Here is a 26,221-nt window from a genome sequence, read left to right on the forward strand (position 1 = left end):
ATGGACCTCCAACCCGCGCGCAACCATATTGGAAGGGCGCGGGTACCACCAGCGACCGTCGCACCAGCCGGGCGCGGCGGTCGCCCTGTTTGCGGCGGCTATCTTATTTTTTGGAGTTTGACATGATCTTGATTGACGGCAAAAAAACCGCCGCCGACATCCGGGCGGAACTTGGCGCGGAAGTGACCGCCGCCTGTGCGCAGGGCCATCGTGCTCCGGGTCTTGCGGTTATCCTTGTGGGCGAAGACCCTGCCTCGCAGGTCTACGTGCGCAACAAGGAGCGCGCCTGCGCCGAGGCCGGTATTGTTTCCTTTCCGCACCATTTGCCCGCCACCACCAGCCAGCGGGATCTGCTGCAACTCATTGGCGAGTGCAACGCCAATCCCGCTGTGGACGGCATCCTGCTGCAACTGCCCCTGCCCAAGGGGCTGGACGCGCAGGAATGCCTGCTGGCCATTGATCCGGAAAAGGACGTGGACGGTTTCCACCCTGTGAGCGTGGGCCGTCTTTCGCTGGGCTTGCCGGGATTTGTCTCCTGCACGCCCGCCGGGGTCATGGAGCTGCTGCGCCGCTACGACCTGCCCACCAGCGGCAAGAAGGCCGTGGTTGTGGGGCGTTCCAACATTGTGGGCAAACCGCTGGCCATGCTGTTGGCCCGCTCTGGCCGTTTTGGCGACGCCACGGTGACCGTATGCCATTCGCGCACGCCAGACCTTGCCGAGCAGTGCCGTCAAGCCGATTTTCTGTTTCTTGCCATGGGCAGGCCGCGCTGCATCACTGGCGATATGGTGCGCCAGGGCGCGGTGGTCATTGATGTGGGCATCAACCGCACACCAGAAGGCCTGTGCGGCGATGCGGACTTTGCCAGTGTAAGCCCCAAGGCGCATGCCATTACGCCTGTGCCCGGCGGCGTTGGCCCTATGACCATTGCCATGCTGCTGAGCAATACCGTGCAGTCGTGGCGGCAGCACCGGGCCTGATCTTGCCCGCTGGAGGGAGAGCACATGGAATTCAGGGAAGCCGTAAAAATTTGCCTGACCAAGAAGTATTGCAGCTTTAAGGGCCGGGCCTCGCGCTCCGAATTCTGGTGGTTCTGCCTGTTCACGCTGCTGATTAATATCGCAGTGGGCATTGTGGGAGCTATTGCGCCAGCGCTGGCTTCCATCATCAGCGCCGTGCAGGCCCTGTGGCTGCTGCTGCCAACGGTGAGCGTGTCAACGCGCAGGCTGCACGACCGCGACCTTTCCGGTTGGTGGCAGGCACTGCCTGCGGCATTGATGTTGCCGGGCCTGATCGGCCTGGCGGCCGATGCCGAGTGGCTGTACATTGTGGCGGCCCTGGCCGTGGGCATTGCGAGCATCGGACTAATGATCGTATACGCGCTAAAAGGAACCTCCGGGCCCAACCGTTTTGGCTCTGATCCACTTGACGACAGCGGGGTCTGAGGGCCAACATAGCATGGTTGTGCCGCCCTTCGGCGACAACAGGCGAAAATCCGCGCCAGTGGCCTATTGCAGGCCATCTTGCCAGACGTTCGGCTATAGCGTATGGCCCGGTCATCATCTGCCATATTGAGAGGGCAACTATGTTTCGCAACGCAAAGAATGTCGGTTACTATATGATTGGTTCGGGCAGCCTTGCCCAGCTTGGCGATCTGATCGGCGCGCGCCGCGCCGCAGTGAACGGCCCTGCCGTGTTCTTTATTGACCATTTTTTTGAAGGCAAGGATCTCATTGCCAAGCTGCCCGTGGAAAGCAAGGACATGGTGGTCTATGTGGACACCACCAACGAGCCCACCACTGACAGCATAGACGGCTACACCGGCAAGGTGAAGGCCTTCCTCAACGGCGCGGCCCCCTGCGGCCTGCTGGCCTTTGGCGGCGGCTGCGTTCTTGATACCTGCAAGTGCGTGGGCAACCTGCTGAACAACCCCGGCAAGGCCGAAAACTATCAGGGCTGGGAACTGGTCAAGAACCCCGCTCCCTACAAAATCGCCGTTCCCACCCTTTCCGGTACGGGTTCCGAAACCTCGCGCACTGGCATCATCTGCAACGAGGAAAAGAACATCAAGCTGGGCATGAACAGCGACTACACCATGTTCGAGCAGGTGCTGCTCGACCCTGACCTGACCGCCAGCGTGCCGCGCAACCAGTATTTCTACACGGGTATCGATACCTACATGCACTGCTTTGAGAGCATTACTGGCTCTTACCGCAACGTGGTGGTGGATTCCCTGGCTGAAAAGGCCATTGATCTCAGCAAGCAGGTCTACCTTTCCAGCGACATGATGAGCGATGAAAACCGCGAAAAGCTCATGATCGCCTCCTTCCTGGGCGGCATGGCAGCCGGTTTCGTGGGCGTGGTGCATCCGCTTTCGGCGGGCCTCAGCATGGTGCTGCACATGCACCACGGCATTGCCAACTGCCATGCCCTCACCGTGCTGGAGGACATCTACCCCAATGAGTACAAAGACTTTATGGCCATGATGGAACGCCAGGGCATCGACCTGCCCAAGGGCATCTGCCAGGGCCTTACCGATGCGCAGTACGATGCCCTTTACGGCGCAAGTATTGTGCACGAAAAGCCGCTTTCCAACCGCCTTGGCCCGGATTTCAAAAAGATCCTCACCAAGGAAAACGTTATCGAGCGCTTCAAGCGCATGTAGCCGCGCGCGGCGCAACCCGCGCCACCGCTTGCAGTGATAACCGCAGATTGTGCGCCGTCGGGCCTTCCGGCGGCGCATTTGCCACAAGGAGTCCTCATGGACCTTAAAGTGAATTTCAGCGGCCGCGCCATCCGCTACACGGAAGAAGAAATCGCCGTGGTTGTCGAGGTCATGCGCAATGCCGACACGCTCACCCAGGGCGTGCACATGCGTGATTTTGAGAGCAAGTTTGCCAGTTACCAGGGCGTTGCCCCAGGCAGCTGCTTTGTGACCATGAACGGCGTTTCGGCTCTGGAGCTTTCGGCCCAGCTGTGCCGCTTCAAGCCCGGCGATGAAGTGGTCATGCCTTCGCACACCTTTACGGCCTCCGCCTACCCCTACATTAAAAAAGGCGCCACAATGGCCTGGGCTGACGTTGACCTTCTGACCCGGGTCGTTACGGCCGAAAGCATCGAAAAAGCCATTACGCCCCGCACCAAGGCCGTTGTGGTGGTGCATCTGTACGGTTATGTGGCAGACATGGTCGGCATTGCCGCCCTGTGCAAAAAGCGTGGGCTTATCCTCATTGAAGACGCGGCCCAATCCATCGGTTCCGAGCTGAACGGCAAAAAGGCTGGCAGCTTCGGCGACATGGCCGTTTTTTCCTTCCATTCGCACAAAAATCTTACCACCCTTGGCGAGGGCGGCATGCTCTATGTGCGCGATCCCAAGCTGGCGGGCCTGGTGCCCACCCTGCGCCACAACGGGCATTGCGGCTATGATTTTGAGCGGCCCGACTACTGGAAGCCCGCCATGGGCAACGTTGATCTGCCCATGCTGGACGGGGAGCCACTGCAACCCAACAACTATTGTCTTGGCGAAGTGGAATGTGCGCTGGGGGCAAAGCTGCTTGAGCGTATCGACACCATCAATGACGAAAAGCGCGCCCGCGCCCTGCGCTTCATTGATGCGCTGGCGGACTTTCCCGAGCTGGAGTTCCACCGCGAGGACTCGCGCCGCCACAACTACCACCTGCTCGCTGCGCGCATGACCACGGGCACCAAAGCCCGCGACCGCTTTATACGCGCCATGTTCAACGAAAAAGGCGTGAAGTGCGTGGTGCAGTATATTCCGCTCGACCGTTACGATTACTACCGCCGTTTGGGCATGGGCAAGGCCGACTGCCCCAATGCCGACACATTCTTTGACGCCATGATTTCCTTCCCCTTCCAGCACTGGCTGACGGATGAGGAATTTGACTACATGCTGGCTTCCACCCGCGAGGTTCTGGCCAGCCTGCGCTAACGCGGTCTGTATTGCCCCGGACGGCATCGGCATTTGCGATGTTGTCCGGGGTTTGCTCACTGCGTCCTGTCCCTTCCGCACAGCAGAGAACACACGTGAAAGAACGCTGCATCGTCATACCTGCCATCAAGAAAAATGCCGTCATTCCTGACCAGCTTGTTAAAAAACTGGCCGGGGTTACGCTTGTGGAACGGGCCGTCAATACCGCGCGCGGCGTCTTGCCCGGCGATGATATTGTTGTGCTGACCGACAGCCAGGAGATTGCGCTCATCTGCGAACGTGCGGGCGTGCGGCACCACTGGAACAAGGACCTGCGGTTCACCAGCCTTGATATCGTTACCGAAATGCGCGGGCTGCTGACAGAGCTTGCGCGGGAATACGAGCACTGCATGATTTTGCGCGCCTCCTGCCCGCTGCTCACATGGGTGGACGTGGAAGACGCCTGGAAGCGCTTTCGCGAGGCGCAGGCCGATAGCCTGGTGACGGTCAAGAGCATGCGCCAGCGCATCTGGAATGTGCAGGGCGAAGGGCTTGAGAGCCTGCTGGACGAAGACGCCGGGCACGACAGCGAAAAAATGCTGGTGGTGGAAAGCCGCGCGCTGATCATTTTGCGGCTTTCACTGCTGGACAAGGCCAACGGCCACACGCTGGGGCGCGGCAAGATAGTGCCGTATTTTCTCAACGACAGGGCCATTGAAATTCAGGGCTATCAGGACTGGTGGATCTGCGAGCACCTTTTGCAGCGGCGGCATGTGGTCTTTGTGGTGGCTGGCTGGCCCGCCATCGGCATGGGGCATGTGTTCCGCGCGCTGATGCTGGCGCACGAGATCACCAATCACAAGATCAGCTTTGTCTGCACGCGCGAGAGCGAGCTGGCGGTGGAAAGCATAGCCCGCAAAGACTACAAGATCGTACGCCAGGGCAACGAGGAGCTGGCAGACACCGTGCTGCGCATGCGGCCCGACCTTGTGGTCAACGATATTCTGAACACCACGGCGGCCTATATGGCGCGCCTGACCACGGCTGGCGTGCGCTGCGTCAATTTTGAGGATGAAGGCCCCGGTGCAGACTGGGCGCGGCTGGTGGTCAATGCCCTGTACGAAGACAGGGACAGCAACGAGCGCCTGCGCTACGGGCCGGATTATTTCTGCCTGAGGGATGAATTTCTGGGTGCAGCGCGCAATCCCTTCCGCCCTGAACTCAGGACAGTACTCATCACCTTTGGCGGCACGGATCTCAACGACTGCTCGCGCCGGGTGCTGGACATCATCGAACCCATCTGCCGGGCCTACGGCATCCGCATCCGCCTTGTGGCAGGGCCGGGCTATGCCCACAAGGACGCCATGGAGGCGCATCTGGCACAGCTGGATAACCCGCTGGTGGAATTTACCTGGGCCACCAACGTCATGAGCCGCATGATGGAAGGGGCCGACCTTGCCATCTGCTCCGCAGGACGCACGGTGTACGAGCTGGCCCACATGCGTATTCCCTCAATGGTGCTGGCCCACCACGAGCGCGAGGCGCGCCACACCTTTGCCCGCCCCCGCAACGGCTTTGCCTTTGTGGGCATCATGGACAGGGTCAGCGATGCCAAAATTCGCAATGTTTTTCTGGCCATGCTCAAGAATCCCCGGCGCAAACGCTTTTGGGATCGCCAGAACGCCCTTAATTTTACGGTCAACAAGGGGCGTGTTGTAGCCCTTATGCAGAATATCCTGCAGGAAGGCGCAGCCACCCCGCAGGCGGAGGAAGATGCCGCCTCCGCAGAACCGCAGCAAGCGTAACCTGCTCCACAAAGGAACACCCATGCGCAAGACCGGCAAGGTTATAGCCATTGTTCAGGCCCGCCTCGGCTCCACGCGGCTCCCCATGAAATCACTGCTCTGTCTGCGCGATGTGCCCGTTATCGACTGGGTAACGCGGCGGCTGGCGCAGGCGGCAAAACTGGACGGCATCATGGTGGCCGTGCCGGATACGTCCCTTGACCGTGTGCTCGTGGAGCATCTGCAAAGGCGCGGCGTGCCCTGCGTTGCCGGTTCGGAGGACGATGTGCTGGCGCGGTTCTGCCTTGCGGCCCGCACGGCGGATGCCGGGCGCGTGGTGCGCGTGTGCGCCGATAATCCGCTCATCTGGGCCGGGGCCATTGACCGGCTCGTGGATTTTTATGAGCAGGGCGGCTGGGACTATGCCTATAACCATATTCCGCGCAACAACCTCTGGCCCGACGGCCTTGGTGCGGAAATCCTCTCGCGCGAACTGCTGGAAGAACTGGACGCCAAGGCCGTCCAGACTTCGCAGCGTGAGCACTGCCTCAACTACATCTGGGACAATGCCGCCAGCTTTAAAATAGGCACGTTTGACCCGGAAGAAGACTGGCTGCGCCGCCCCGAACTCAAGCTGGATATGGACAGGTCTGATGACTTTTGCCGTCTGGCGCTCAAGCCCATCCACCCCGACATGGACGCAAGGGATATTGTGCGCGTGTTTGGCTAGAGTCCGTTTCTCAACAATTCTTTTGGCCGGTCACTGCGTCATCCAGCATTTTTTACTCCAGTCATGGACAGAAATCGTCCACTCCTGTCGTAAATAACACTGTTTTCCTTGTCCTAGGCGCAAAATCTTTTATTGAGAAACAGCCCCTAGTTTGGTTCAGGGATGCATGCTCAGGTCCCCAAGGTGTTTTTTAGCCCGTAATGCGGGCTGAGGGACGCCTTGGGGACCTTTTGCATGGTTGTTACAGATAGGGTGAAAATATCCAGCAGGCGGCATTGCGCAGCTTTACGGGCAGGGGCAGGGCGGCAAGGTAATCTCTGGTGATTTCGCGTCCCGTGATGATGGCCCTGTCTATGTGGGCGGTAATCTGGTCGTGCACGTCCGGGTTGAACACTTCCATGTTCAGCTCAAAGTTCAGGCGCAGGCTGCGTGCGTCCAGATTGGCCGAACCTATCTGTGAATAGTAGCCGTCCACGGCCAGCAGCTTGGTGTGGGCAAAGGGGGGCTGCTGGTACCATACGCGTACGCCAGCTTCCAGCAGGGTGGGCAGCAGGCGGTACTGCGCCCAGTGCACGTAGAAGAGATTGTTTTTTTCAGGCAGCACAACGCGCACGTCCACACCGCGCTGCCCTGCGGAGCGCAGTGCGGAAACCAGCCCGTGCGAGGGCAGAAAGTAGGGCGTCATGATGCGCACGGAGCGCCGGGCCGCATTGATGACGGCGCAGTAGATGTCGTTGAGGATATCCGCCTCGGAGCCGGGGCCGTCCATGATGATGCGGCAGCGGCTTTCGCCGCGCGGCAGGGTGGTGGTTGGCGGCAGGGGAGTATAGTTATTGGTGCAGAAACCCCAGTTGAGCAAAAATGCGCGGCGCAACTGGTCCACAATTGGGCCTTCGCACTGAAAGTGCATGTCCTGCACATACCTGGTCTTGCCAGCGGCGATATTGTCGTCCGCTATGTTCATACCTCCGGTAAACGCCACGGTGTCGCACACCAGCATTTTGCGGTGGTTGCGCAGGTTGATGCTGAAATTGGGCGGAAACAGGCGCGGCGGCATGAACAGGGCCACGCGCACCCCGCGTTTGGCAAGCTTTTTCCACGGCTTGCGCAGGGAATAGAGCATGCCGATGCCGTCCACCAGCAGGCGGGCGTCCACGCCGCGCTCCGCAGCACGGGCCAGGGCCTCGCCAAAGGCCGTTGCAACCTGGCCTGCGTTGAAAATATAGGTGCAGAGAAAAACGTGATCCTTGGCATTGTCTATGGCAGCAAGCATGGCCGGGTAGGCCTGATCGCCGTTGCGCAAAGGAGTGACGGCATTGCCGGTGCTCAGGTGCTGCTCGGTGAGTACACGCCCGATGTGTTCCATGCGGGCTATGCTGTCAGGGATATTTTCCGGGGGAACCTTGGAAAGGGGCGGATGGGCGTAATCCGGCTCCAGAGGCTGCTGCCGCCGCATGATGCGGCTGGCCCTGCTTTCTGCTCTGCTGATGCCAAAGCAGGCGTACAGAATGGGGCCTACGACAGGCAGAAACAGGGCCGTGACAGTCCAGCCAAGGGCCGCGCGGGGGTCGTGTTTGGTCAGCAGGGCATGGCAGACGGCAACCCACGAAAGTATGTGGGCGGCCAGGAGGCCCAGTGTTTCAAAAAATAGCAGCATTGTTTTCCCACAGTGAGAGCGCGTCAGCAGTGGGTGCGCGCGGTTAAAGGCAGGGCGGCGCAGGGCGTCTGCGTACAGGACGGGCTAAGTAACAGCCAGCCTTTACAAACATTTTGCGCCGCCACAGCCAGCACAGATGGCGCGGTGCCTAGCGGCGTATGGCCAGCAGCGGCGTGTCGGTATTGCGCAGCACACGCTCTGTGATGGAGCCGAGCAGCATGTCTTGCAGCCCGTCGCGTCCGTCAGTGAACATGATTATAAGGTCGGCATTTTCCTCATGCGCCACGCGAATGATGGTTTCAGCAGTAGTGCCTTCTTCTACGCGGCAGCGAACAGACCCGGCGGGTTTTTCCATTTCCGCAGCTACAGTGTTCAGCAGGGTTTGTCCCTTGGCCTTCTGCTCCGCCAGAAGTTCGGCGTGGGCCTCGCCGCCCACGATCTGGGGCAGCGGCTCAAAAATGTGCAGGAGGACAATATCGCCGCAGGCAAGGTTTTTGGCATGATTCAGGGCAGACTTGGCACGGTTCAGGCCGTTTTTGCCGCTCACAGGAATAAGAATGGTCTTGTACATGGCTTCCCTTGGGTCAAAGGTTATTGCAATGCTGGTTGCGCCTGAGGAACGTGGGCGCTCAGCGGCGCGGTGTCAGGCCGATGCGGTTGCGTTCAACCGCCACGGCCAGCTCGGGCAGCAGGTCGCGCAGTGCGTTCATGTCATTGGCCTTGGCGGCGCGCTCCACACAACGGGCCATACGGGCCAGCACGCGGAAGCCAAAGGCGTCAGATTCCGTGGCAATGCGGTTGGCCGCATCACCCACCACCGCGCAGCGGCGGTTTTTGAAGCCCTGTTGGGCATCGTCCATGGCGGCATCAAGCCGCGCCACAAGCTGCGGGATTGTTTGATCCGTTTCACGCGGGGCTGTGGGCTGCACAGGAGCCTGCGGCGCAAATACGGCTGGCTGTGGCTCCGCGGTTCTCTGCTCCGCAGGGGCCGCACGATAGCTCTCTGCCCCAAGGGCCTGTGCAGGTGCTGTTTCACCGGAGTGACCGCCTTGAGGCGCATGCTGGGCGTTGTCATGCCCGTTATGGCGTAGCGCCTCTGCTGCTCCTGCAATGAAATTCATAATGGAATTGCCAGGTGCCTTGCCCTTGAGGTGAGCGGCGGAACGCTGGGGTTCCGCAACTCCGGCAGATGACCCTGCGCGGGGCGTGCCAGCAAGTGCAGGGGACTCGGCCTGCACATCATCCTGACGTGGCATGTCCGCCAGATCCGCCATGAGATCAGGCTTGCCGCCAGGCAGAGGCTCGTTGTCAGCCCCAAGGGGGCGGTCGCCAGCGCTGCCCAGCAGTTTGAGAATGAGCCGCCCTGTTGCGGTGCGCGGCATTTCAACCTGACGGGAACGTCTTTCATCGTCAGCATGACCGGAATCCTGCTTGGAATTCTGGTCGACCGTACCGGAGGCATCATCCTGCCTGGCGGGCTTGGTCATGGGCATGGGTTCGCCCACCCATTCCCCGGGGTGCGCGAGGCTGGGGCTGACATAGCTTTTTTCTTCTTTGGCGGGCGCAGCAAGCGGGCGAGTGGCAGATGCCGCAGACAGGGCATCCCGTGCGGAAGTCCGAGTCATGCCTTGCGCCAGACTTTGCACAGGACCTGACGCAGATTGGGGCGCAGCTTGAGGCGCAGACTTCGCCGCGGGGCTGGCTGTTTTGATGGGGGTGCCAATGGGCATGGGTTCACCCACCCATTCATCCTGAAGGCTGTAGGCATCCCATGCGCCCTTGCCAGCAGGCGCGGGGACATCAAAGGCTGCGGTGTTGACAGGAGACAGAGTGGCTTCTCCTGCTCGGCCTGTCATGGCCTTGAGAGGGTCGGCGCTTTCGGCGGCGGGTTGCTCTGCGGGCTGTTCTGCTGGTTCGGACATATCTGGTTCCGAAGGCAGGGAAGCCTCAAGAAATTCTGCCGGGGTAACTGTTTCCCTGGCCGCAGGGGTTGGGCCGGGGTGCTGTTCTGGCTCAGGCCATTCAGGGGTTTCAAAGCCCTCAGGCGTCTTGTCCGCCGGGGCAGACATTTGTTCCGTTACTTCTGGAACAGGTGTGGCTGCGGAGGTATCTGTGACGAGTTCCGCCTGTTCCACTGGTGCTGAGGCGGGGTTCTCTTGCTGTGCTGGCGCGCCCTCCGCATCGGATCCCCGTGCAGGTTCAGGCTCAGGCTCGCTCGCCTGCGGGTCAGCAGGGGTTTCTGCCGCCCACAGCGGGCCTTCAAGGCCAGCCGAGGCCATAAATTCAGCGTCAGTGTTGTTCGCCGCCTGCGCGGGTTCCTGCTGCGGGTGCGCCACAGCAGCTTCCTGCGGTTCTTGTGCCGATGGCTCCGGCAAAATCTCCGCAATAATTTCCGGCTGCTCTTCCGGCAAGGGGTCTGCATCGTCCTGCATGCTCAGAGGCACTGACTGCGGCGCATCGGGCAAAATATCCAGCGATTCAGACTGCTGCGGTGCGGCCTCTTCTTCTACCGGGTCTGCTTTCCTTTCGACCGGGGCAGCACCAGCAGAGTCAGCATCGGCAGGAGCTGGAATAACGGCGGCAGGTTCCTCCAGGGAAATTTCTGGCGTGTCCGGCATGGCGGCAAGCGCCTGCCCGGCATCCTGCGCGGTGTTCTCGGGAGGCAAAAGATCCGTCAGTTCAATGGGCGCATCTTCTTCTGCCTGCGGGGAATCTTCCATCATGGGCAGCAGCATGCCAGACTGGTCGGCGGTGCCAAAATTCAGGGATTGCGGGGAAGACAGCAGCCCGTCATGCGACAGCGGCATTGTCAGCGGCTGAGAATACATGGGTGCGCCAGTGTCCGGCAGGGCATTCTGCAAGGAGGCGTCGTGGCCGAAGAGATCGGGCAGCTGGTTCTGCTCCGGTGCCTGTATGCTGGGTGCGGCATCAGCCGGTCCGTTCTCGGGTTCGGGCGAGCCGACCTCGTGAACGGGTAGGGGAATATCCTCTGCCGCAGAGGCAGGGACCGACACTGCTGACACCGCCGGGCCGTGGTCTGTAAATCCGGCTTCGTCCAGCACTTCGCGCAGGGTAGCGGCAAAGGCCTCCGCATCCACAGGTTCGAGCAGGGCGTGGGTGTAACCCGTGTCTGCCAGCTCATCCCAGCGGGTGTTGTCCTTGGTGACGGCAAGGGCCTTGAATACGGGTAGCCCGGCTTTGAGGGCTTCGGCCTCAAAGCGGCCCAGAGCATCCGCCTCTGTGGGGCCGTCGTGGGGGTACTGGGCCACGAGCATGAGAGCGGGGGCCTCGCGATTGCATTCCAGCGCTTCGCGCATGCTGCGGGCCTGGGTGCTGTTGCAGCCAAGGGTGGTTATCATGTGGGCCAGCGCCTGACGGTCAACGGCGCTTTCGGCCACCACGGTAATGGTGGGCGCGCGCTGTGGTTCCGGCGCAGCTTCTGTTCCGGTTTCGTTCTCCAGCGGCTTCAGGCGCAGGGTAAAGGCAATGGATGTTCCCTGGGGCCCGCATTCCACATTGAGGTACCCGCTGTTGGAACCGGCCAGTTCCCATGCGCGGGTGAGCGCCAGCGATGATCTGTCGCGCGGCGGAATGCCCGCCCCGGTGTCGGTCACAGTAAACAGCAGATGCCCCGGATCGGCTGTTTCGGGCACTCGGCGTATAGAAAGGTGCACTGCGCCTCTTGTGGTGGCGCGCACTGCGCTTTCAAGCAGCAGGCCGAGGGTTTCGCGCAGGGCTTTGGCCTGCCCTTCATACATGTGCCCCAGCAGCGGGGGCATGTACCACGCAAGGCCAATCCCCGAGTTCTCGGCGGCGGCGGTCACGGCATCGTGCGCCTCGCGCACAAGATGCTGCAGGTTGAAGGCCGTGCGCTGTTCGCCCACGCTGGTCTGGTCCAGCTCCTTGCCGGGATTGTCAATAATTCTGGCAAGATCGCCAGCAGCGCCAAGCATGTTTTCAGCATACTGGCGCACCGCAGGGGGCAGGGAGCAATGGCCGAGAGCCGCGCCTTCGCGCATGAGGCGATCCAGCGGCGGGCGCAGCAGGTTTTCCCACATGCCTGGGTCAACGGCGGAGGCTGATTTTTTCTGGTTTCTGGCAGGCGCTGCAACTGGTTCCAGATCGGAATTGTCAGAAATGTCCACCGGCAGTGCGGAAAAGTCAGCGGCGGTTTTGCCTGTGACGGCAGAGGGAGGCAAGAGACGCAGATTGGGGTCGTCCAGCGGGGTGTCAAGACTGATGGGGCCATCGTTTGGCCCGGCGCCAAGGCTGGAACTGATCAGCGCCGCATCAAGCGCGGCGGAGTTGCGTTTGCCCTCGGCTGCGGATTCGCGCTTTGCGCCCTTCTTGGCCTCTTCGGCCTGGGCAGCGTCACGCGGCAGGCCTGTTCCGGCAATGAGCAGGGCGCTCAGGGCCGTGCCCCACAGGGGAGCAGAGGCCAGCAGATTTGCGGCGTATCCGTAATCAAGCCCCATGACGCCCGCAGCCACAAACAGGGGCGGCACAAGACAGCCCAAAAGAAAACGCCGTGCGCCGCCAAGGCCCATGATGGCCCCGCCAAGGGCGCTCAGGGTAAAGATCACCGTGCAGGCAGGCCAGAGGGAAAGAAAACGAATGCTCCAGCTAAAGCCGGGAAGGAGCGGCAGCAGGGCCAGCGCCGCGCCCGGCAGGGAAAGCAATATAAACTGGGCGTCCAGCAGGGGCGAGCGGCCCCTTGTGCGCATAAGATGACGGCCCACGTGGGGCAGGAGCATGAGCGCCAGACCAGGCGCAAGTACTGCCAGAGCCTGATTCAGGGTTATGTGGCCGGAGCCGTAGGCAGGCATGCCAAATATGCCCTGCGCCAGAGCAACACCCACGTAAAGCGCAGTCCAGATGCGCCACTGGCCCCTCTCGGAGAGCCCGCGCAAAAGGCACAGCAGCATGACCACGGCAAGAGCCAGCAGGGCGGCTGTGCCCGCGAGGCTGCCCCAGTTGGAGGCTGCGTCCTGCGGGCTGCGAAGCATGGGTGAAAACCAGATGCCCGGCAGGCCGTCCAGACGGATATAGCAGGTGATCGGGTCGGCCCCCGGTTCGGGCAGCAGCATCACATTGCGGTGGCTCGGGAGAATCTCGCGCCATTCAACGCTGTCTGTCGCCGGGTTGGCGGCGGGTTCGTACAGAACAGGGTCAGCCGGAACATCCGGCCCCATGTCCAGCAGCATGGCCTGTGAGCGTCCCCCAGCGGGCAGAGGAGCCAGGGTAAAGCGCAGCCACATCACGCCGGTGACTCGCGGCAGTTCCTTGACATTCAGGGGCTTGAACATCTGGCTGTTGGAAGGGGCGGCAGCCTCCTCCACATCCATGGTTCCTGTCACGTCAATAAAGTATTGCAGGTCGGGCAGCAGCGGCGTGTTTGCAGAACGCAACACGGGCGGAATCATGCCGCTGTGCGCCGTGGAAGGCGCTCCAATACCTGCGCAGGTTATGCACAAAAAAAGGGCGCAGGCGCGCAGCAACGCACGCAAAATGCCGGAGGAAGTGAGAGTCATGGTCGTTCCGCCTGTATGATCACCGATCTATCTATGGTCTTTCCCCCTTCAGGCGCGAATGCGCCTCCAAATCCGATGCAGGGGGCGGTTTGTCGTGCTGGGAAGGCTTTTAGCCGCAGCTCTGTGCCTAGCGCAGGTTTCTGATTACGTCAGAAACGGACTGCCCGTCAGGAGCGCGCGCAGCGGGGTTGGCTGCCAGCAGACGTTGCCATGCCTTCATGGCGTCATCCTTGCGCTTGAGGTCGAAGTAAAGCACCACGCCCTCGTTGAACATGGCGTTTTCGTGCCGGGGGTTGACGCTGGAGGCGCGGCGGAAACTCGTCACGGCCTTGTCGTATTCGCCAAGCTCACGGTACATGATGCCAAGGTCTGTCAGCACATCGGCATTGTCGGGCGCAAGAGCCAGAGAACGTTCGTAGGCGCTGGCGGCCTTGCGCGACTGACCGGTGTCAAAATAGAGGTTGCCAAGGTCTGTCCAGTTCTGCGCGTCCTTGGGGTTGGCAAGGACATTTTGTTCCATGGAGGCGATTTTGGCTGCCAGCTCAGGCGGAATGGGAGGCTGGTTGTCCTGCTTGGCCTGGCCGGAAGGCTGAGCGGAAGGCTGCGAGGCCGTCTGCGTCTGGCCTGCGGGCGTCTGCTGCGCTGGCTCCTGCGTGAATATTGACGGCGCAAGGCTGCCCACATAGACGCCCAGCACAAGGGCCACGGCGATGCCTACAAAAAAAACACCCTTGCTGACCTTGCTGATGCCGTGGGGCTGTTCAGCCTGGGGGGCGGTTTCCGGGGTGGATGTGGGGTCGGCGGGCGTGGAAAGCTGCACTGCCGTGGAAGTATCTGCGGACTTTTTTTTGGGCTTTTTGTTTGCCATGTATTCCTCGTGGCTTGGGAAATATCTTTATCCATCAGCCTACAACCGGAGGAAAAAAGAGGCAAGCCCGCAGCTTGCGCACCCCTGCGCCATACCCTGGTTCAACGTGTCCGCCCACCGTGAACAAGGCGATATATACCAATCGAGGCCAAAACCACGATGCTCAGGGCCAGATACATGCCGCTGTAGCCCATGGAAGGAATAAGATGACCGAATATGTAAGGCCCAAGCCCGATGCCGAGGTCAAAGAATATGTAGAATGTTGTGGTCGCCTGCGCATAGCGCGAGCGTGAAACCAGCGAGAGGGATACCGCCTGCCCCACAGATTGAAAGTTGGCAAAGCCCACGCCCAGCAGCAGCCCCGCGCCCAGCAGCACGGCGGCGCTTTCGGCGCGCGAAAGCACATACAGGGCCAGAGCCGTGAGCAGCAGGGCGGGGTACAAAATCACGTGTTCGCCGTGCCGGTCAAACAAACGGCCGCTATGGGGCCGCGTGAGCAAGGCCGCTCCGGCGTAACACAAAAAGAATATGCTGGCGGTGCTCGTGAGGCCGTGCTCCGCCGCAAAAGAAGGCAAAAATGCCTGTATGCAGCCATAGCTCGGGCATACGGCAAGAGCCACCAGCGAAAAGCGCACCACACGCGGATCAATATAGCTGTACAGGCTGAAGACCGGACGCGCAGGATGGCGCATGGGCGGCAGGTTGCGCAAAAAGCAGAAGCTGATCAGGCACAGCAGGCTGATGCCCGCATTGAGCAGCATGAGAGTGTGGTACCCGTAACAGAGTGAAAGCCCGATGCCCAAAAATGGCCCGAGGGCCAGCGCCAGAGCGGCGCTCATGGTAAAAAGACCTATGCCCAAACCATGAAAACGCACAGGAACAACATAGGCCACAATGGCCCCTGTGGCGGTTCCGGCCACGCCCACGCCAAAACCGGCCACAAAGCGCTGTACAAAAAGCATGGGGAGCGAATCCACCATAAAAAGGCCGCCAATGCTGGCGGTGAACAGCAGCAGCCCTGCCAGCAGGCAGGGCTTGCCCCCAAATGTGGAAAGCTGGTTGCCGGTGATGAACCTCCCCACAAGGCAGCCGATGACCATGATACCGGAGGTCAGCCCCGCTGTGCTCAGGCTGGTGCCAAAGGTTTTTTGCACATGGGCCGTGCCCGTGACAAAAATGAGATAGTAGTCGGTCATCAACAACATGTTGATGCAGGTGACAACCAAAAAGCTGCCCCGGCAAATAGCGGCAAGGGCCTCACGCAAGCTGGCATCAGTCTGCTGGGCCGCGCGGATGCGATGGTGTTTCATGGGCTTGATCTGGCCTCGCTGACAGGGTTCAAGGCAGCTCGTTGCGCTCGCAACGATTTATGGCCCTCTGCCCCTGCACTTGTCAAGGCAAGCACCACAAGCGTAGCCTTTTCCTGCGGCGCTGCCTGCTGCAATCCATTGGGCGTCGGCTTGCAGAGTCTGCTGACAACCAGCCACAGGAATATGTCATGGAACTTGTTTATAAATGGATCACGCTGGCCAATCGGCATTACTACATGTATCTCAACCGCGCGCTCGCACCCTTTGGCATCAACAGCAGCCAGTATCTGTTCATTCTCAACCTGTGCCGCGACCCTGGCATCACTCAGGACAAATTGCCCGAGCGTATCTGCGTGAACAAAAGCAACGTGGCCCGCACTCTGGCCCAGCTTGAAAAGAAAGGGCTTATCCGGCGGCAGGTCAATCCTGTGGACAAGCGCACAGCCGCGGTTTTTCCCACTGAGCGCGCGCGGGAGCTGTACCCGCGGATAATGGAAGTTATTGCAACGTGGGACGATGCCGTGACCAGCGTGCTCAGCGCGCAGGAAAAGGAAAATCTGCTGGAATTCATGCAGCGCGTGGCGGACAAGGCTGCTGCCTTGCGCGGGGCAAGCCCAGCTGCCCTCAGAAAGTAGGGCGGTTTTCGCTAAGCGCTTGTGTCTTGCGACCTTTACGGGATATGTTGCGGCAAAGGCCATTGCGCCTTGACATGCGGTTTGCGGGAGGAGCGTCATGCTCAGCGTTTTTGATCTGTTCAAGATCGGCATAGGGCCGTCCAGTTCCCATACCATTGGCCCCATGATTGCGGGCAAGGCCTTTGCGGGCGAGCTTGCCGTTTTGGGCATGCTGCCTCTGGTAGGCCGGGTAAAGGTGGAGCTTTATGGTTCGCTGGCGCTCACCGGCGAGGGGCACGGCACCATTGGGGCCGTGCTGGCGGGCATTGAAGGCGAGGAACCACAGGAGGTGGACATTACCCATATGGCCCGCCGTACTGCGGATCTGCAAAACAATGCCGACCTTGTGCTCATGTGCGCCTACACGATCCCTTTTAATTTTGAACGCGATGTGTGTCAGCACAAGGGCATATTTTTGCCCAAACATTCCAACGCCATGACGCTTTCAGCCTTCAGCGCCGACGGCGCGCTGATATACTCCAAGAATTTCTATTCCATCGGCGGCGGGTTTATCCGCACGGACGATGATTTTGACCGCCCGCGCGAACTGTACGCCACGCCCTCCTATCCATACGAAAAGGCTTCGGAGCTTTTTGACATCTGCGCCCGCGAAAACAAGACCATTGCGCAGATCGTTATGGCAAATGAAGCATTCTGGCGGTCTGAAAGCGAGGTCAACGAGCGCGTAACGGGCATCATAGACGTCATGCGTGAAGCCGTGGAACGCGGCTGTTATACGGACGGCGTACTGCCGGGCGGGTACAATGTGCGCCGCCGCGCGCCCAACCTGCTGCGCAAGGTCAGCGCCCTGCAAGCAGCCGGACGGCGCGACCTCAGCCTGTGGCCCATGCTCTATGCCTTTGCCGTGGCGGAAGAAAACGCCTCCGGCGGGCGCATTGTGACCGCGCCCACCAATGGCGCGGCGGGCATTGTGCCGGCAGTGCTGCTGTATTATCTGAATTTTTACCCTCATGCCACGGACGATGGCGCGCGCGACTTTCTGCTCACTGCCGGGGCCATTGGCCTTTTTTACAAGCTCAATGCGTCCATTTCGGGCGCGGAGGTGGGCTGTCAGGGCGAGGTGGGCGTGGCCTGTTCCATGGCTGCTGGCGCGTACTGCGCGGTTACGGGCGGCAACGTCAAACAGGTGGAAGTGGCGGCGGAGATCGGCATGGAACACAACCTCGGCCTTACCTGCGATCCTGTGGGGGGGCTGGTGCAGATTCCCTGCATCGAGCGCAACGGCGTGGCCGCAGAGCGCGCGGTCAATTGCGCCCAGTTGTCGCGGCTGGAAGACGGGCGGCAGCGGGTGATCTCGCTGGATGATATCATTGAGGTCATGTACCGCACCGGGCTTGATTTGCAGTCCCGCTACAAGGAAACCTCGCTCGGCGGGCTGGCCGAGGCCGTAGCCAAGGTTATGGAGCGCAAAAAGATGGCACCGGGGGCATCCGGCAAATAGGTGTAAACGCACTTTTTTTCCCTTTGGGGACGAGCTAAGAAAACGCGGCTGAAAAGCCGCGTTTTCTTGTTGATGGGTACAAGTGAGTTGAAAATATAATCAATCTTTAAGTATTTTCCAGGCAACAACCAGAATGGAGAAGTAAAACGGGCTGGGCAAGGCTTTTATAATGCAGAATATTTTATGTTTATGTGGTAATGTACATGGCGGGCTTGTGTGAATTGTAAATTATCGCATGAGATTTGTTGGCATATATTATAATTTGTGTTTTTTTGATGCAACAATTCGCAATACTTATTATATTTACGAATATATTTGAATTTATGACAGCATATCGACAAAATATAAAAAATAAGGGAATGTTTTTTATACCGTGCGTAGCATACAGGGAAATGTGGGTATATGTCTTATGTGGCGTCTGATTAATCAGGATGCCTGTCTGATATGTATTTCAATGGGCATGCCTGTAATATTATTGAATAAAAAGTACGAACGTCGCTTTTTGTCAAGATTCAAGGTACTGCGCAATGGATTGATGGTACTCCATGATACTCTTTATGCTGCCTGGTGTGCGTCCTGAAACATGTAACACTGGAAGTGCAAGATGAAAAAAGTATGTTTTGCAATCGTGCTGGCGGCCATGCTTGCCTTGCCCATGACTGCCTCGGCAAAGAGCGACAAGATAGATTTCGGCAAGCTGCCTTGCAGTTCGTTTGTGCAGTTGGACGCCCAGACCATGACCATGTTCTATTTCTGGCTTGATGGTTATGCCAGCGCCAAAACCGGCGACACGACCCTGGATGTCAACGCTGTGGAAAACAACCTGACCCAGATCATGAAGGTCTGCAAACAGAACCCCAAAAAGACCGTGCTTTCGGTCATTGCCGACTAATAGCGCAAGGGGCGGGCCGTAAGGCCCGCCCCTGTTTCTTGGAGAGAATACCTTCAGCGGTCTGCTATGGCTTTTTCAGGGGCAGATTTGCCTGACGGGGCGCAACCGTATTTGCGGCAACAGCGCTGTCTTTTCCAATAGCAAAAAGCTTGTCCGCCAGTTTGCGGTGCGCAGCGGGCATTGCCAGAGCGTTCAGCTCTTGCGGTGTGACCCAGCGAGCCTCGGTGGCGGCGGAAAGCAGCGGAGGCTGCGGCGGGTCAACCGGTGCGGCCGCGCTGTCAAACTCAAGGCCAAAGCAGTGCAGTGTCAGGCGGTAGGTGGTGTATCCGTGCCGGATAATCCCGTGCTGTGCGGCCACGCGCACGGCAAAGCCTGTTTCTTCCATAAATTCCCGCACGGTGGCCTGTTCCGGGCTTTCGTCCTGCTCAACCCGGCCGCCTGGAAATTCCCACAGGTTGCCCCACACGCCCGAAGGCGGGCGTTTTTGCACAAAAAACTTGTTGCCGCAGCGTAAAACCCCCGTCACGGCGTTGACGGGCTTGATGGTTGCTCGTTTCCCGGGCACCGGGCGCTGATCTGTGATGCCAAGATGCAGGCTGATGCAGAACCGGGCCAGGGGGCACTCTGCACAGCGTGGCTTTTTGCCGCAAACAAGAGCCCCAAGCTCCATCATTGCCTGATTATGTTCCCGCGACCTGCCCTCGGGCACCAGCCGCAAGGCCCAGCGGTGAATGATCCCTGCTGCCGGATTCTGCTTTACGGGGCTGTCCACATCAAAAATACGCGCAATGACGCGCTCCACATTGGCGTCCACGCATGGCAGCTTTTCACCAAAGGCAATGCTTGCCACGGCGCCTGCCGTGTAGGGGCCAACGCCGGGCAAACCACGGATGGCTTCAAGCTCTGAGGGAAAAACGCCGCCGTGTTCCGCCATGATTTTGCGGGCGGCGGTCAGGATGTGTCTGGCGCGCGAATAGTAGCCAAGGCCTTCCCATTGGCGCAGCACGTCTTCCTCGCTGGCGGCGGCGAGGCTGGCTATGTCGGGGAAGCGCTGCATCCAGCGGTTGAAATAGCTGACGCCCCGCTCCATCTGGGTTTGCTGGAGCATGACCTCTGAAATCCACACTTCGTAGGGCGTGTAGTTGACCCGCCACGGCAGGCGGCGCTGGTTTGCGGCAAACCAGTTGAGCAGGGCGTTTTGCAGTTCGCCAAGGTGATCCTGGGGCGGCAGATGCGTGCTGGCAGCGGCCTGTTCCGGCATGCCCGGCAGTGTTACCGGTTGGGGCTTGGAAGTCTTGCGGTTCATGCTGCGAAGCCTATACCGGGAAACGGGCATTGTCATCCGCGCTTCCATACCCTATATTCGCGCCAATGGCGGGGCGAACGCCCGCTGTGCAGAATAACCATTCAAGGAGCACCCATGTCCGACAATCCTACGGTTTTGCTGGAGACTTCCTCCGGCGACATTCTTGTGGAGCTTTATGCCGACAAGGCCCCCCAAACCGTTGCCAATTTTTTGAAATATGTGGATGACGGCTTTTATGCCAACACCATTTTTCATCGCGTTATCCCCGGCTTCATGATCCAGGGCGGCGGCCTCGGCGCGCGCATGGACGAAAAGTCCACCCGCGAGCCTGTGACCAACGAAGCCGACAACGGCCTCAAGAACGAGCGCGGCACCCTGGCCATGGCCCGCACCCGCGATCCCCACAGCGCCACCGCCCAGTTTTTCATCAATCTGGTGGACAACGATTTTCTCAACCACAGCTCCCCCACCCCTGACGGCTGGGGTTACTGCGTTTTCGGCAAAGTGACCGAAGGCATGGAGAATGTGGACAAAATTGCCAAGGTTAAGACCAAGACCGTGGGCTTTCATGAAAATGTGCCCACCGACATGGTGCTGATCACCGGGGCAAGCCGCTTCGAATAAATGGCGCGGCAGGCTTTGCCTGCACCGCTGTCGCATGGAACCGCCGTATGCCCGCAATTGCGGCGCTGCGGCGGTTTTGTGTTTGAGCGGCCTTTTACGCACAGGCAAGCTGTGCGCCAAACCTGAAAAAAGAGGAAAAGCCATGTCCAGAGACATTGTCGCCGCCCTTGAAGAACCCTATCAGCGCTCCTGGGCCTTGCTGGCCCAGTATATGGACATCTGCCCCGAAAACATCTGGGCCGAAACCAACGGCGGCTGGCCCGTGTGGCAGCAGGTGGCCCACGCCATTGCCGTGATGAACTTCTTTATTCTTGAAAGTGACGACGAAACCTTTTTGCCCGCACCTGCCGGCATTGGCGTGCTGATGCTCAAGGAGCAGGGCAAGGATGTTGTGAGCAAAGAAGCCATGCAGGCCTACGGCAAATCCGTAAAGGCCGCAGTGGACGCACGGCTGGCGGCGCTTTCCAATGCCGACCTGACCAGGGTGCAGGAGCGCGTGAGCAAAAAAATTGGCCGGGATCTCACCTATGCGGCCATGATTGCCATGCTGGCCTCGCACACCACCTACCATCTGGGTTCCTGTGATGCGGCTTTGCGGGATCACGGTTTGCCGGGCGTGTTTTAGGATGCAACAGTAAAATACTGTTGGCAGGGGGTGTTCTGCGGCAAGCTTTAGGGCTGCCGCAGAACACCCGCACTGCCCGCGTATCACTAACAAGGGCGGGCAGTGGCGCAATTTTTTTGATAAATCATCTGGAACAACTTGACTCGACAGCGTGGAGCCTTAACTAAAATTCATAGCTTGAACGTATGTTTTTTTGGCAAGCGTTGCCGTCAAGAACAACACTATAGATTTGAGCGCAACCTGCACTAAGCAGGAGGTTGTTATGGCTACCTGGAAGAACGATCCCGACCATTCGCACCTTGGGTTTGTGGTGCGGCATCTCATGATTACCGACATTAACGGCAGGTTTGCAGACGTTGCCATTGATCTTGAAACTGGCAACGACGATCTTTCTGACGCAGTCTTTACCATGACGGCCAAGGCTGTGAGCATTGATACGCATGTGCATGCGCGGGACGAGCACTTGCGCTCGCCGGATTTTTTTGATGTGGCGCAGCACCCTGAAGTTACCTTCCAGAGTTCGTCTATGCGCCTTGGGCCGGATCATACCGGAACCATCACGGGTCTGCTTGAAATGCGCGGCACGGCGCGAGAAGTGACGTTCAACATCACAGCCAGCGACCGTATCACCAATCCCATAAACAACAAGGAAACGCAGTCTTTCAGCATCACTGGTGAGCTGAATCGCAGCGACTTTGGTATTGGCCCCAATATCCCGGCAGCCATTGTGGGCGACAGGGTGAAGGTGGCAGCCAACTTTGAGGTTTCGCCAGCCTAGGCCCGCTATTGGCTCAAGCAATTGTTGGGGGTTCCCTGACCCAAAACATACTCAAATATAAAAAATTCAGGTGCAGAGTTGTAACTGCCGAGATCTTTCCCACCACGCGAAATCCGGCCCCGCCATACCCCGGGTTACGTTTAAAAGCCGCTCCTGCTGACAGGGGCGGCTTTTTATTCTTCTGTCCATGCATTAATCCTGCACAAAAAAGGCCGGGTGCATATGCCCCGGCCTGATGGCCCTGTGCGGGCCAATATATATTTTTAACCTTACTGGATCTTGCAGTTGCCGTCGTTGCAGTCTTCGGTGGCAATCACAGGAGTGGCCTGGAACAGCACCACCTGTTCGCGCCCCTTGTTGGCAATGACCACCACGGTAATGCGCATGAGGCCTTCGGGCAGCGCAGGCGTGGCCTTGGCCTTGAGGTAGCCTGTGCCGGTGATGAGCTTGGCGTCGCTGATCAGTGCAGTGCGGGCATTTGTGAAGGTAAGGCGGTCAATGACCAGTTCCTTGTTCTTGATGGTGTTGATGAAGTGTTCCTTGTCCTCAATGTGCCCGTTGGCGTTGATATGCCAGTAGTTGGGGGCCAGCAGGGTTTCAAGGGCCGGGATGTCGCCTGTCATGACGGCTTCGGTATACAGCGCCACGGTGTCGGCCTTGGCGTGGGCAAGCCCGCCGGAAAGGGCAATAACAAGGGCTATGAACAAAGTGGTTACTTGCAGAATCTTCATGGTATCCTCCCTGAAGGGGCTATTGGAGCGGCCAGACCGAAAATTGCCAATGTGCACGGATTCTTCTATGGTTATATGTAAAGAGTTAAGCAAAACTCTCCCATTGTAAAGCGAATATCTGCCATAGAGCCGGATTTCCTAGTATTTTTTACTGTGAGGCTTATGTTTTCATGTTAACCAGCATTTTACAAACCATTGGCAACACCCCCATGCTGCGGCTTGATCTTTCACGTGATCTGCCCGGCACTGTCTGGCTGAAGCTTGAAAATCGCAATCCCGGCGGTTCCATCAAGGATCGCGTTGCTTTTCACCTTGTTGGCGAAGCTCTGGAAGAAGGGCGCGTTGAACCGGGTGGGGTGCTGGTGGAGGCCACAAGCGGCAATATGGGCATAGGCATGGCCCTGGTTGCCTCGGTGCGTGGTTTTCGCTGCATACTGACCATGCCCGAATCCATGAGCGTTGAGCGCCGCAACCTGCTGCGGGCGATGGGCGCAGAGCTTGTGCTCACCCCGGCGGAACAGGGCATGAGCGGCGCTGTGGCCGCTGCAAAGCGCATTGCCGATGAACAGGATGCCTTTGTTCTTGGCCAGTTTACCAATCCACAGGCTGTGGTGGCCCACTACAAGACCACCGGGCCGGAAATTTTCAAGGACAGCGTGGGCAAGATGGACGTGCTGGTTGCGGGCGTTGGCTCCGGCTCGACCATCACTGGCGTGGGCAGGTACCTCAAGGAGCGCATCCCCGGCTTCAGGGTGGTTGCCGTGGAGCCAGCCGCTTCGCCGGTGCTCTCGGGCGGCAAACCCGGCCCCCATCTTATTCAGGGTATTGGCGCTGACTTTGTGCCAGCCATCCTTGACCGTGCGCTTTTGGACGAGATTATCCAGATGGACGGCGAGGAAGCCATAAGAACCGCCCGTCTGCTCATGGAGAACGGCATCATGGCGGGTATATCCACAGGTTCCAACGTGCGCGCGGCCCTTGACCTTGCGGCGCGGCCAGAAATGCAGGACAAGAATATTGTTACCTTTGCCTGCGACACAGGCGAACGCTACATGTCAACGCGGTTGTTTCAGGGAATATAAACTGCTGGCAAGCTGGTTTTGCACCTAATTTATGACGGTATTTTCAATGCCAATACACTCAGTTTGATATGTTCCCCGTTTTGTGCGAAACAGAAAAATATGAAAAAAACTGTCTTTTCGGCCTGCATGGCTAAATATTTGCACTTGGCAACCGATAAGAGAGTCAGCGTAAGCTTCGCTCACCGGCTGGCAGCAAACAAGTTCAGGTCTGCCGTCCGACATTAACGGGCTTCAGCCCAACGGAGAGCATTTCCATGGCGCAGACCAACATCCTGCTGGAAACCGGCACCAACGAGCTGGAAATTGTGGAATTTTTCGTCAACCAGGACGGTTACGAAGCCCACTATGGCCTTAACGTGGCCAAGGTGGTTGAAATTGGCCGTCGCCAGCCGGTGACTGCCATGCCGGAAATGCGCCATAAAGCACTTTTGGGCGCGTTTCTGCACCGCAATGGCCGTGTGGTGCCGCTGATTGATATGGCCCAGTTTTTGGGCAGCGGCCCCATTGAAAACGAAGACGCCAAGGTTATCGTCACCGAATTCAACGGCGTATGTACGGGCTTTCTGGTGTCGGGGGTCAACCGCATCTATCGGTTGAGCTGGACGGATGTGGAAGCGCCGGGGCAGTTTTTGCAGAATGTGAGCCGCAGCTCGGTAACGGGCGTGGTGCGGCTGGAAGAGCGCGTGATCTTTTTGCTGGATCTTGAAGCCATTGTGGCCGAACTGCATCCGGCCATGGCCATGCGCTTTGACTCCTCCGACATGCGGCACAGCGGGGAAAAAATTTACAATATCCTGCATGTGGACGATTCTAGCAGTATCCGCAGCCTGCTGCTTGATCTGCTCAACAAGGAAGGCCGCTTTACCGTGACGCAGAAGGTCAACGGTCAGGAAGCCTGGGATTACCTTAAGGTTCTGCGCGACCGCTGCGAAGCCGAAGATCGCCCCATTTCCGATTTCGTTCACGGTGTCATCACGGACATAGAAATGCCCGGCATGGACGGCTTGGCCCTGTGCAAACACATCAAGGAAGAAAAAGTCCTTAAAAAGCTGCCAGTGGCCATCTTTTCTTCCATGATCAACGATGCCCTGGCCAAGAAGTGCGCGGTTGTGGGGGCTGATGTGCAGTACACCAAGCCCGACCTCAAGGTGCTTTCCGTCAAGTTGTATGATCTGGTGACCGAAGCCTGGGGTTAAGGCAGTTTTCGCTTAAAATGTTCTGAAGGCCCTTTCCCATTGATCATTAATGGGAGAGGGCCTTCTTGTATTGAAAGGTTTGCGATTGTTTAACGCGCAACCCCCTCTCGGGTAGGGACACGAGAGGGGGCGCGCATGGGGCGGCCAGGGGTAGGGGCCGCCTTTTGTCACTATTTCAGGGCTGGTTAGCCCATCTTGGTGGCGTCAATCACGTTGTAGGCAAGGCCCAGTTCCTTGCCGGGAATACCGAGGGCAAGGCCCACCAGCTGCGAAAGGTGCAGCACGGGCATACGGGCTTTTGACTTGGCTATATCCTGCGCTGCTTCCTGATAAATGTCGAGCTGCATCTGGCAGAGCGGGCAGGGGGTTACGATGCAGGCCGCGCCGGAAGTAGCCGCGCTGTCCACAATCTGGCTGGTCATGCGCATGACGGATTTTTCCGCCGGATACACGGCGTGGAAGCCGCAGCAGTCCAGCCGCTTGGCAAAGGGGACCGTCTGCCCGCCAAGGGCGGCCACCACGGTCTCAAAGCTTGAGGGATTCACCGAGCTTTCAAAGCCAAGGGCGGATTCGGGCCGCAGGCTGTGACAGCCATAAAAAGCCGCCACTTTAAGACCCGTAAGCGGCTTGGTCACCTTGCTCTTGAGAGTCTGGGCGTTTTGCGCCAGAACCCAGAGCAGGCTGGTGACCTCGCTGGTGCCGTGATAGGTCATGTTGCCCTTGGCAAGAAAGGTGTTGATACGGTCCTTTTTGCCGCCGTCAAGTTCGGCCTTGGCGCGGCGCAGCATGAGCAGGCAGGTGCTGCACGAGGTCAGCACGGGCAGGCCCATTTTTTCGGCCAGGGCAATGTTGCGGGCGTTGGCAACCAGGGTCGCCACGGGGTCCACATCCTGAGCCTGAGAAGCGCCGCAGCAACTCCAGCCGGGGATTTCCTTGAGTTTGATGCCAAGCCTTGGGGCCACGGCCTCAAGAGCCATCTTGGATTCCTTGGCGGCCTGAGTCAGCACGCAGCCGGGAAAAAAGGCGAATTCGGTCTGCATACG

22 protein-coding genes are annotated in these 26,221 nt (G+C 59.0%); 14 read left to right on the forward strand and 8 right to left on the reverse strand.

The features are described 5' to 3' along the window. Positions 1-122: 122 nt before the first annotated feature. The 6 genes from folD (at position 123) to G449_RS0109395 (ending at position 6,442) form a co-directional block, all read left to right on the forward strand. Positions 123-980: a bifunctional methylenetetrahydrofolate dehydrogenase/methenyltetrahydrofolate cyclohydrolase FolD gene (gene folD / locus G449_RS0109370; RefSeq protein ID WP_022659055.1), complete on the forward strand. Its 858-nt coding sequence runs from the start codon at positions 123-125 to the stop codon at positions 978-980. Between the two features lie 24 nt (positions 981-1,004). Continuing rightward, positions 1,005-1,445, forward strand: coding sequence for a DUF805 domain-containing protein (locus G449_RS0109375; protein WP_022659056.1), 441 nt, complete (start codon positions 1,005-1,007; stop codon positions 1,443-1,445). Between the two features lie 140 nt (positions 1,446-1,585). Next, on the forward strand, positions 1,586-2,665 hold the full coding sequence (locus G449_RS0109380; protein ID WP_022659057.1) for an iron-containing alcohol dehydrogenase family protein: 1,080 nt from the start codon (positions 1,586-1,588) through the stop codon (positions 2,663-2,665). A 96-nt stretch (positions 2,666-2,761) separates the two neighbouring features. After that, entirely contained in the window at positions 2,762-3,949 is a 1,188-nt protein-coding gene (locus tag G449_RS0109385) for a DegT/DnrJ/EryC1/StrS family aminotransferase (protein ID WP_022659058.1), read from the forward strand. 95 nt (positions 3,950-4,044) lie between these two features. Then, a complete protein-coding gene (locus G449_RS16660) occupies positions 4,045-5,733 on the forward strand; it encodes a cytidine 5'-phosphate N-acetylneuraminic acid synthetase (RefSeq protein ID WP_022659059.1) in 1,689 nt (562 codons plus the stop codon). Between the two features lie 22 nt (positions 5,734-5,755). Then, on the forward strand, positions 5,756-6,442 hold the full coding sequence (locus tag G449_RS0109395; protein WP_022659060.1) for a cytidylyltransferase domain-containing protein: 687 nt from the start codon (positions 5,756-5,758) through the stop codon (positions 6,440-6,442). A gap of 241 nt (positions 6,443-6,683) precedes the next feature. On the opposite strand, the gene G449_RS0109400 is transcribed toward G449_RS0109395, so the two are convergent. From G449_RS0109400 to G449_RS0109420, 5 genes are all read right to left on the reverse strand, one after another. Next, on the reverse strand, positions 6,684-8,099 hold the full coding sequence (locus G449_RS0109400; RefSeq protein ID WP_022659061.1) for a phospholipase D-like domain-containing protein: 1,416 nt from the start codon (positions 8,097-8,099) through the stop codon (positions 6,684-6,686). 148 nt (positions 8,100-8,247) lie between these two features. Beyond that, positions 8,248-8,670 (reverse strand): universal stress protein, encoded by a 423-nt coding sequence (locus G449_RS0109405; protein ID WP_022659062.1) that lies wholly within the window; start codon positions 8,668-8,670, stop codon positions 8,248-8,250. Between the two features lie 58 nt (positions 8,671-8,728). Continuing rightward, positions 8,729-13,630, reverse strand: a complete 4,902-nt coding sequence (locus G449_RS0109410; RefSeq protein ID WP_022659063.1) for an ATP-binding response regulator — start codon at positions 13,628-13,630, stop codon at positions 8,729-8,731. 127 nt (positions 13,631-13,757) lie between these two features. After that, a complete protein-coding gene (locus G449_RS0109415) occupies positions 13,758-14,498 on the reverse strand; it encodes a tetratricopeptide repeat protein (protein ID WP_022659064.1) in 741 nt (246 codons plus the stop codon). Positions 14,499-14,599: 101 nt separating this feature from the next. Beyond that, positions 14,600-15,808 (reverse strand): MFS transporter, encoded by a 1,209-nt coding sequence (locus tag G449_RS0109420; RefSeq protein ID WP_022659065.1) that lies wholly within the window; start codon positions 15,806-15,808, stop codon positions 14,600-14,602. 188 nt (positions 15,809-15,996) lie between these two features. On the opposite strand from G449_RS0109420, the gene G449_RS16665 reads away from it, so the two are divergent. From G449_RS16665 to G449_RS16675, 3 genes are all read left to right on the forward strand, one after another. Continuing rightward, positions 15,997-16,443 carry a MarR family winged helix-turn-helix transcriptional regulator gene (locus G449_RS16665; protein WP_034605510.1) on the forward strand — a complete coding sequence of 149 codons (447 nt, stop codon included), beginning with the start codon at positions 15,997-15,999 and terminating at the stop codon, positions 16,441-16,443. Positions 16,444-16,540: 97 nt separating this feature from the next. Continuing rightward, positions 16,541-17,944: an L-serine ammonia-lyase gene (locus G449_RS16670; RefSeq protein WP_022659067.1), complete on the forward strand. Its 1,404-nt coding sequence runs from the start codon at positions 16,541-16,543 to the stop codon at positions 17,942-17,944. Positions 17,945-18,548: 604 nt separating this feature from the next. Next, positions 18,549-18,836 (forward strand): HdeA/HdeB family chaperone, encoded by a 288-nt coding sequence (locus tag G449_RS16675; protein ID WP_022659068.1) that lies wholly within the window; start codon positions 18,549-18,551, stop codon positions 18,834-18,836. A 64-nt stretch (positions 18,837-18,900) separates the two neighbouring features. On the opposite strand, the gene mutY is transcribed toward G449_RS16675, so the two are convergent. Further along, the gene (gene mutY / locus G449_RS16680) at positions 18,901-20,142 is read right to left on the reverse strand and encodes an A/G-specific adenine glycosylase (RefSeq protein ID WP_108702582.1); all 1,242 of its coding nucleotides are present in this window, start codon (positions 20,140-20,142) and stop codon (positions 18,901-18,903) included. 114 nt (positions 20,143-20,256) lie between these two features. Here mutY and G449_RS0109445 point away from each other — a divergent pair, with 114 nt between their 5' ends. The 3 genes from G449_RS0109445 to G449_RS0109455 all read left to right on the forward strand — a co-directional run bounded on the left by G449_RS0109445 (position 20,257) and on the right by G449_RS0109455 (position 22,169). Then, complete coding sequence (locus G449_RS0109445) at positions 20,257-20,766, forward strand: peptidylprolyl isomerase (RefSeq protein ID WP_022659070.1); 510 nt, start codon at positions 20,257-20,259, stop codon at positions 20,764-20,766. A 142-nt stretch (positions 20,767-20,908) separates the two neighbouring features. Beyond that, the gene (locus tag G449_RS0109450; protein ID WP_027180872.1) at positions 20,909-21,391 is read left to right on the forward strand and encodes a DinB family protein; all 483 of its coding nucleotides are present in this window, start codon (positions 20,909-20,911) and stop codon (positions 21,389-21,391) included. A 262-nt stretch (positions 21,392-21,653) separates the two neighbouring features. After that, positions 21,654-22,169, forward strand: a complete 516-nt coding sequence (locus G449_RS0109455) for a YceI family protein (RefSeq protein WP_051135421.1) — start codon at positions 21,654-21,656, stop codon at positions 22,167-22,169. 269 nt (positions 22,170-22,438) lie between these two features. Here G449_RS0109455 and G449_RS0109460 read toward each other — a convergent pair whose 3' ends face one another. Continuing rightward, entirely contained in the window at positions 22,439-22,900 is a 462-nt protein-coding gene (locus G449_RS0109460; protein WP_022659073.1) for a nuclear transport factor 2 family protein, read from the reverse strand. A gap of 170 nt (positions 22,901-23,070) precedes the next feature. Between G449_RS0109460 and cysK the strand changes: the two genes are divergently transcribed. Next, positions 23,071-23,982, forward strand: a complete 912-nt coding sequence (gene cysK, locus G449_RS0109465; RefSeq protein WP_022659074.1) for a cysteine synthase A — start codon at positions 23,071-23,073, stop codon at positions 23,980-23,982. A gap of 254 nt (positions 23,983-24,236) precedes the next feature. Continuing rightward, on the forward strand, positions 24,237-25,178 hold the full coding sequence (locus G449_RS0109470) for a chemotaxis protein (protein WP_022659075.1): 942 nt from the start codon (positions 24,237-24,239) through the stop codon (positions 25,176-25,178). Positions 25,179-25,363: 185 nt separating this feature from the next. On the opposite strand, the gene sdhE is transcribed toward G449_RS0109470, so the two are convergent. Continuing rightward, positions 25,364-26,218: an 8-methylmenaquinol:fumarate reductase membrane anchor subunit gene (gene sdhE, locus G449_RS0109475; protein ID WP_022659076.1), complete on the reverse strand. Its 855-nt coding sequence runs from the start codon at positions 26,216-26,218 to the stop codon at positions 25,364-25,366. Positions 26,219-26,221: the final 3 nt, after the last annotated feature.

The sequence above is a fragment of the Desulfovibrio desulfuricans DSM 642 genome (assembly GCF_000420465.1).
Taxonomy (GTDB): Bacteria; Desulfobacterota; Desulfovibrionia; order Desulfovibrionales; family Desulfovibrionaceae; genus Desulfovibrio; species Desulfovibrio desulfuricans.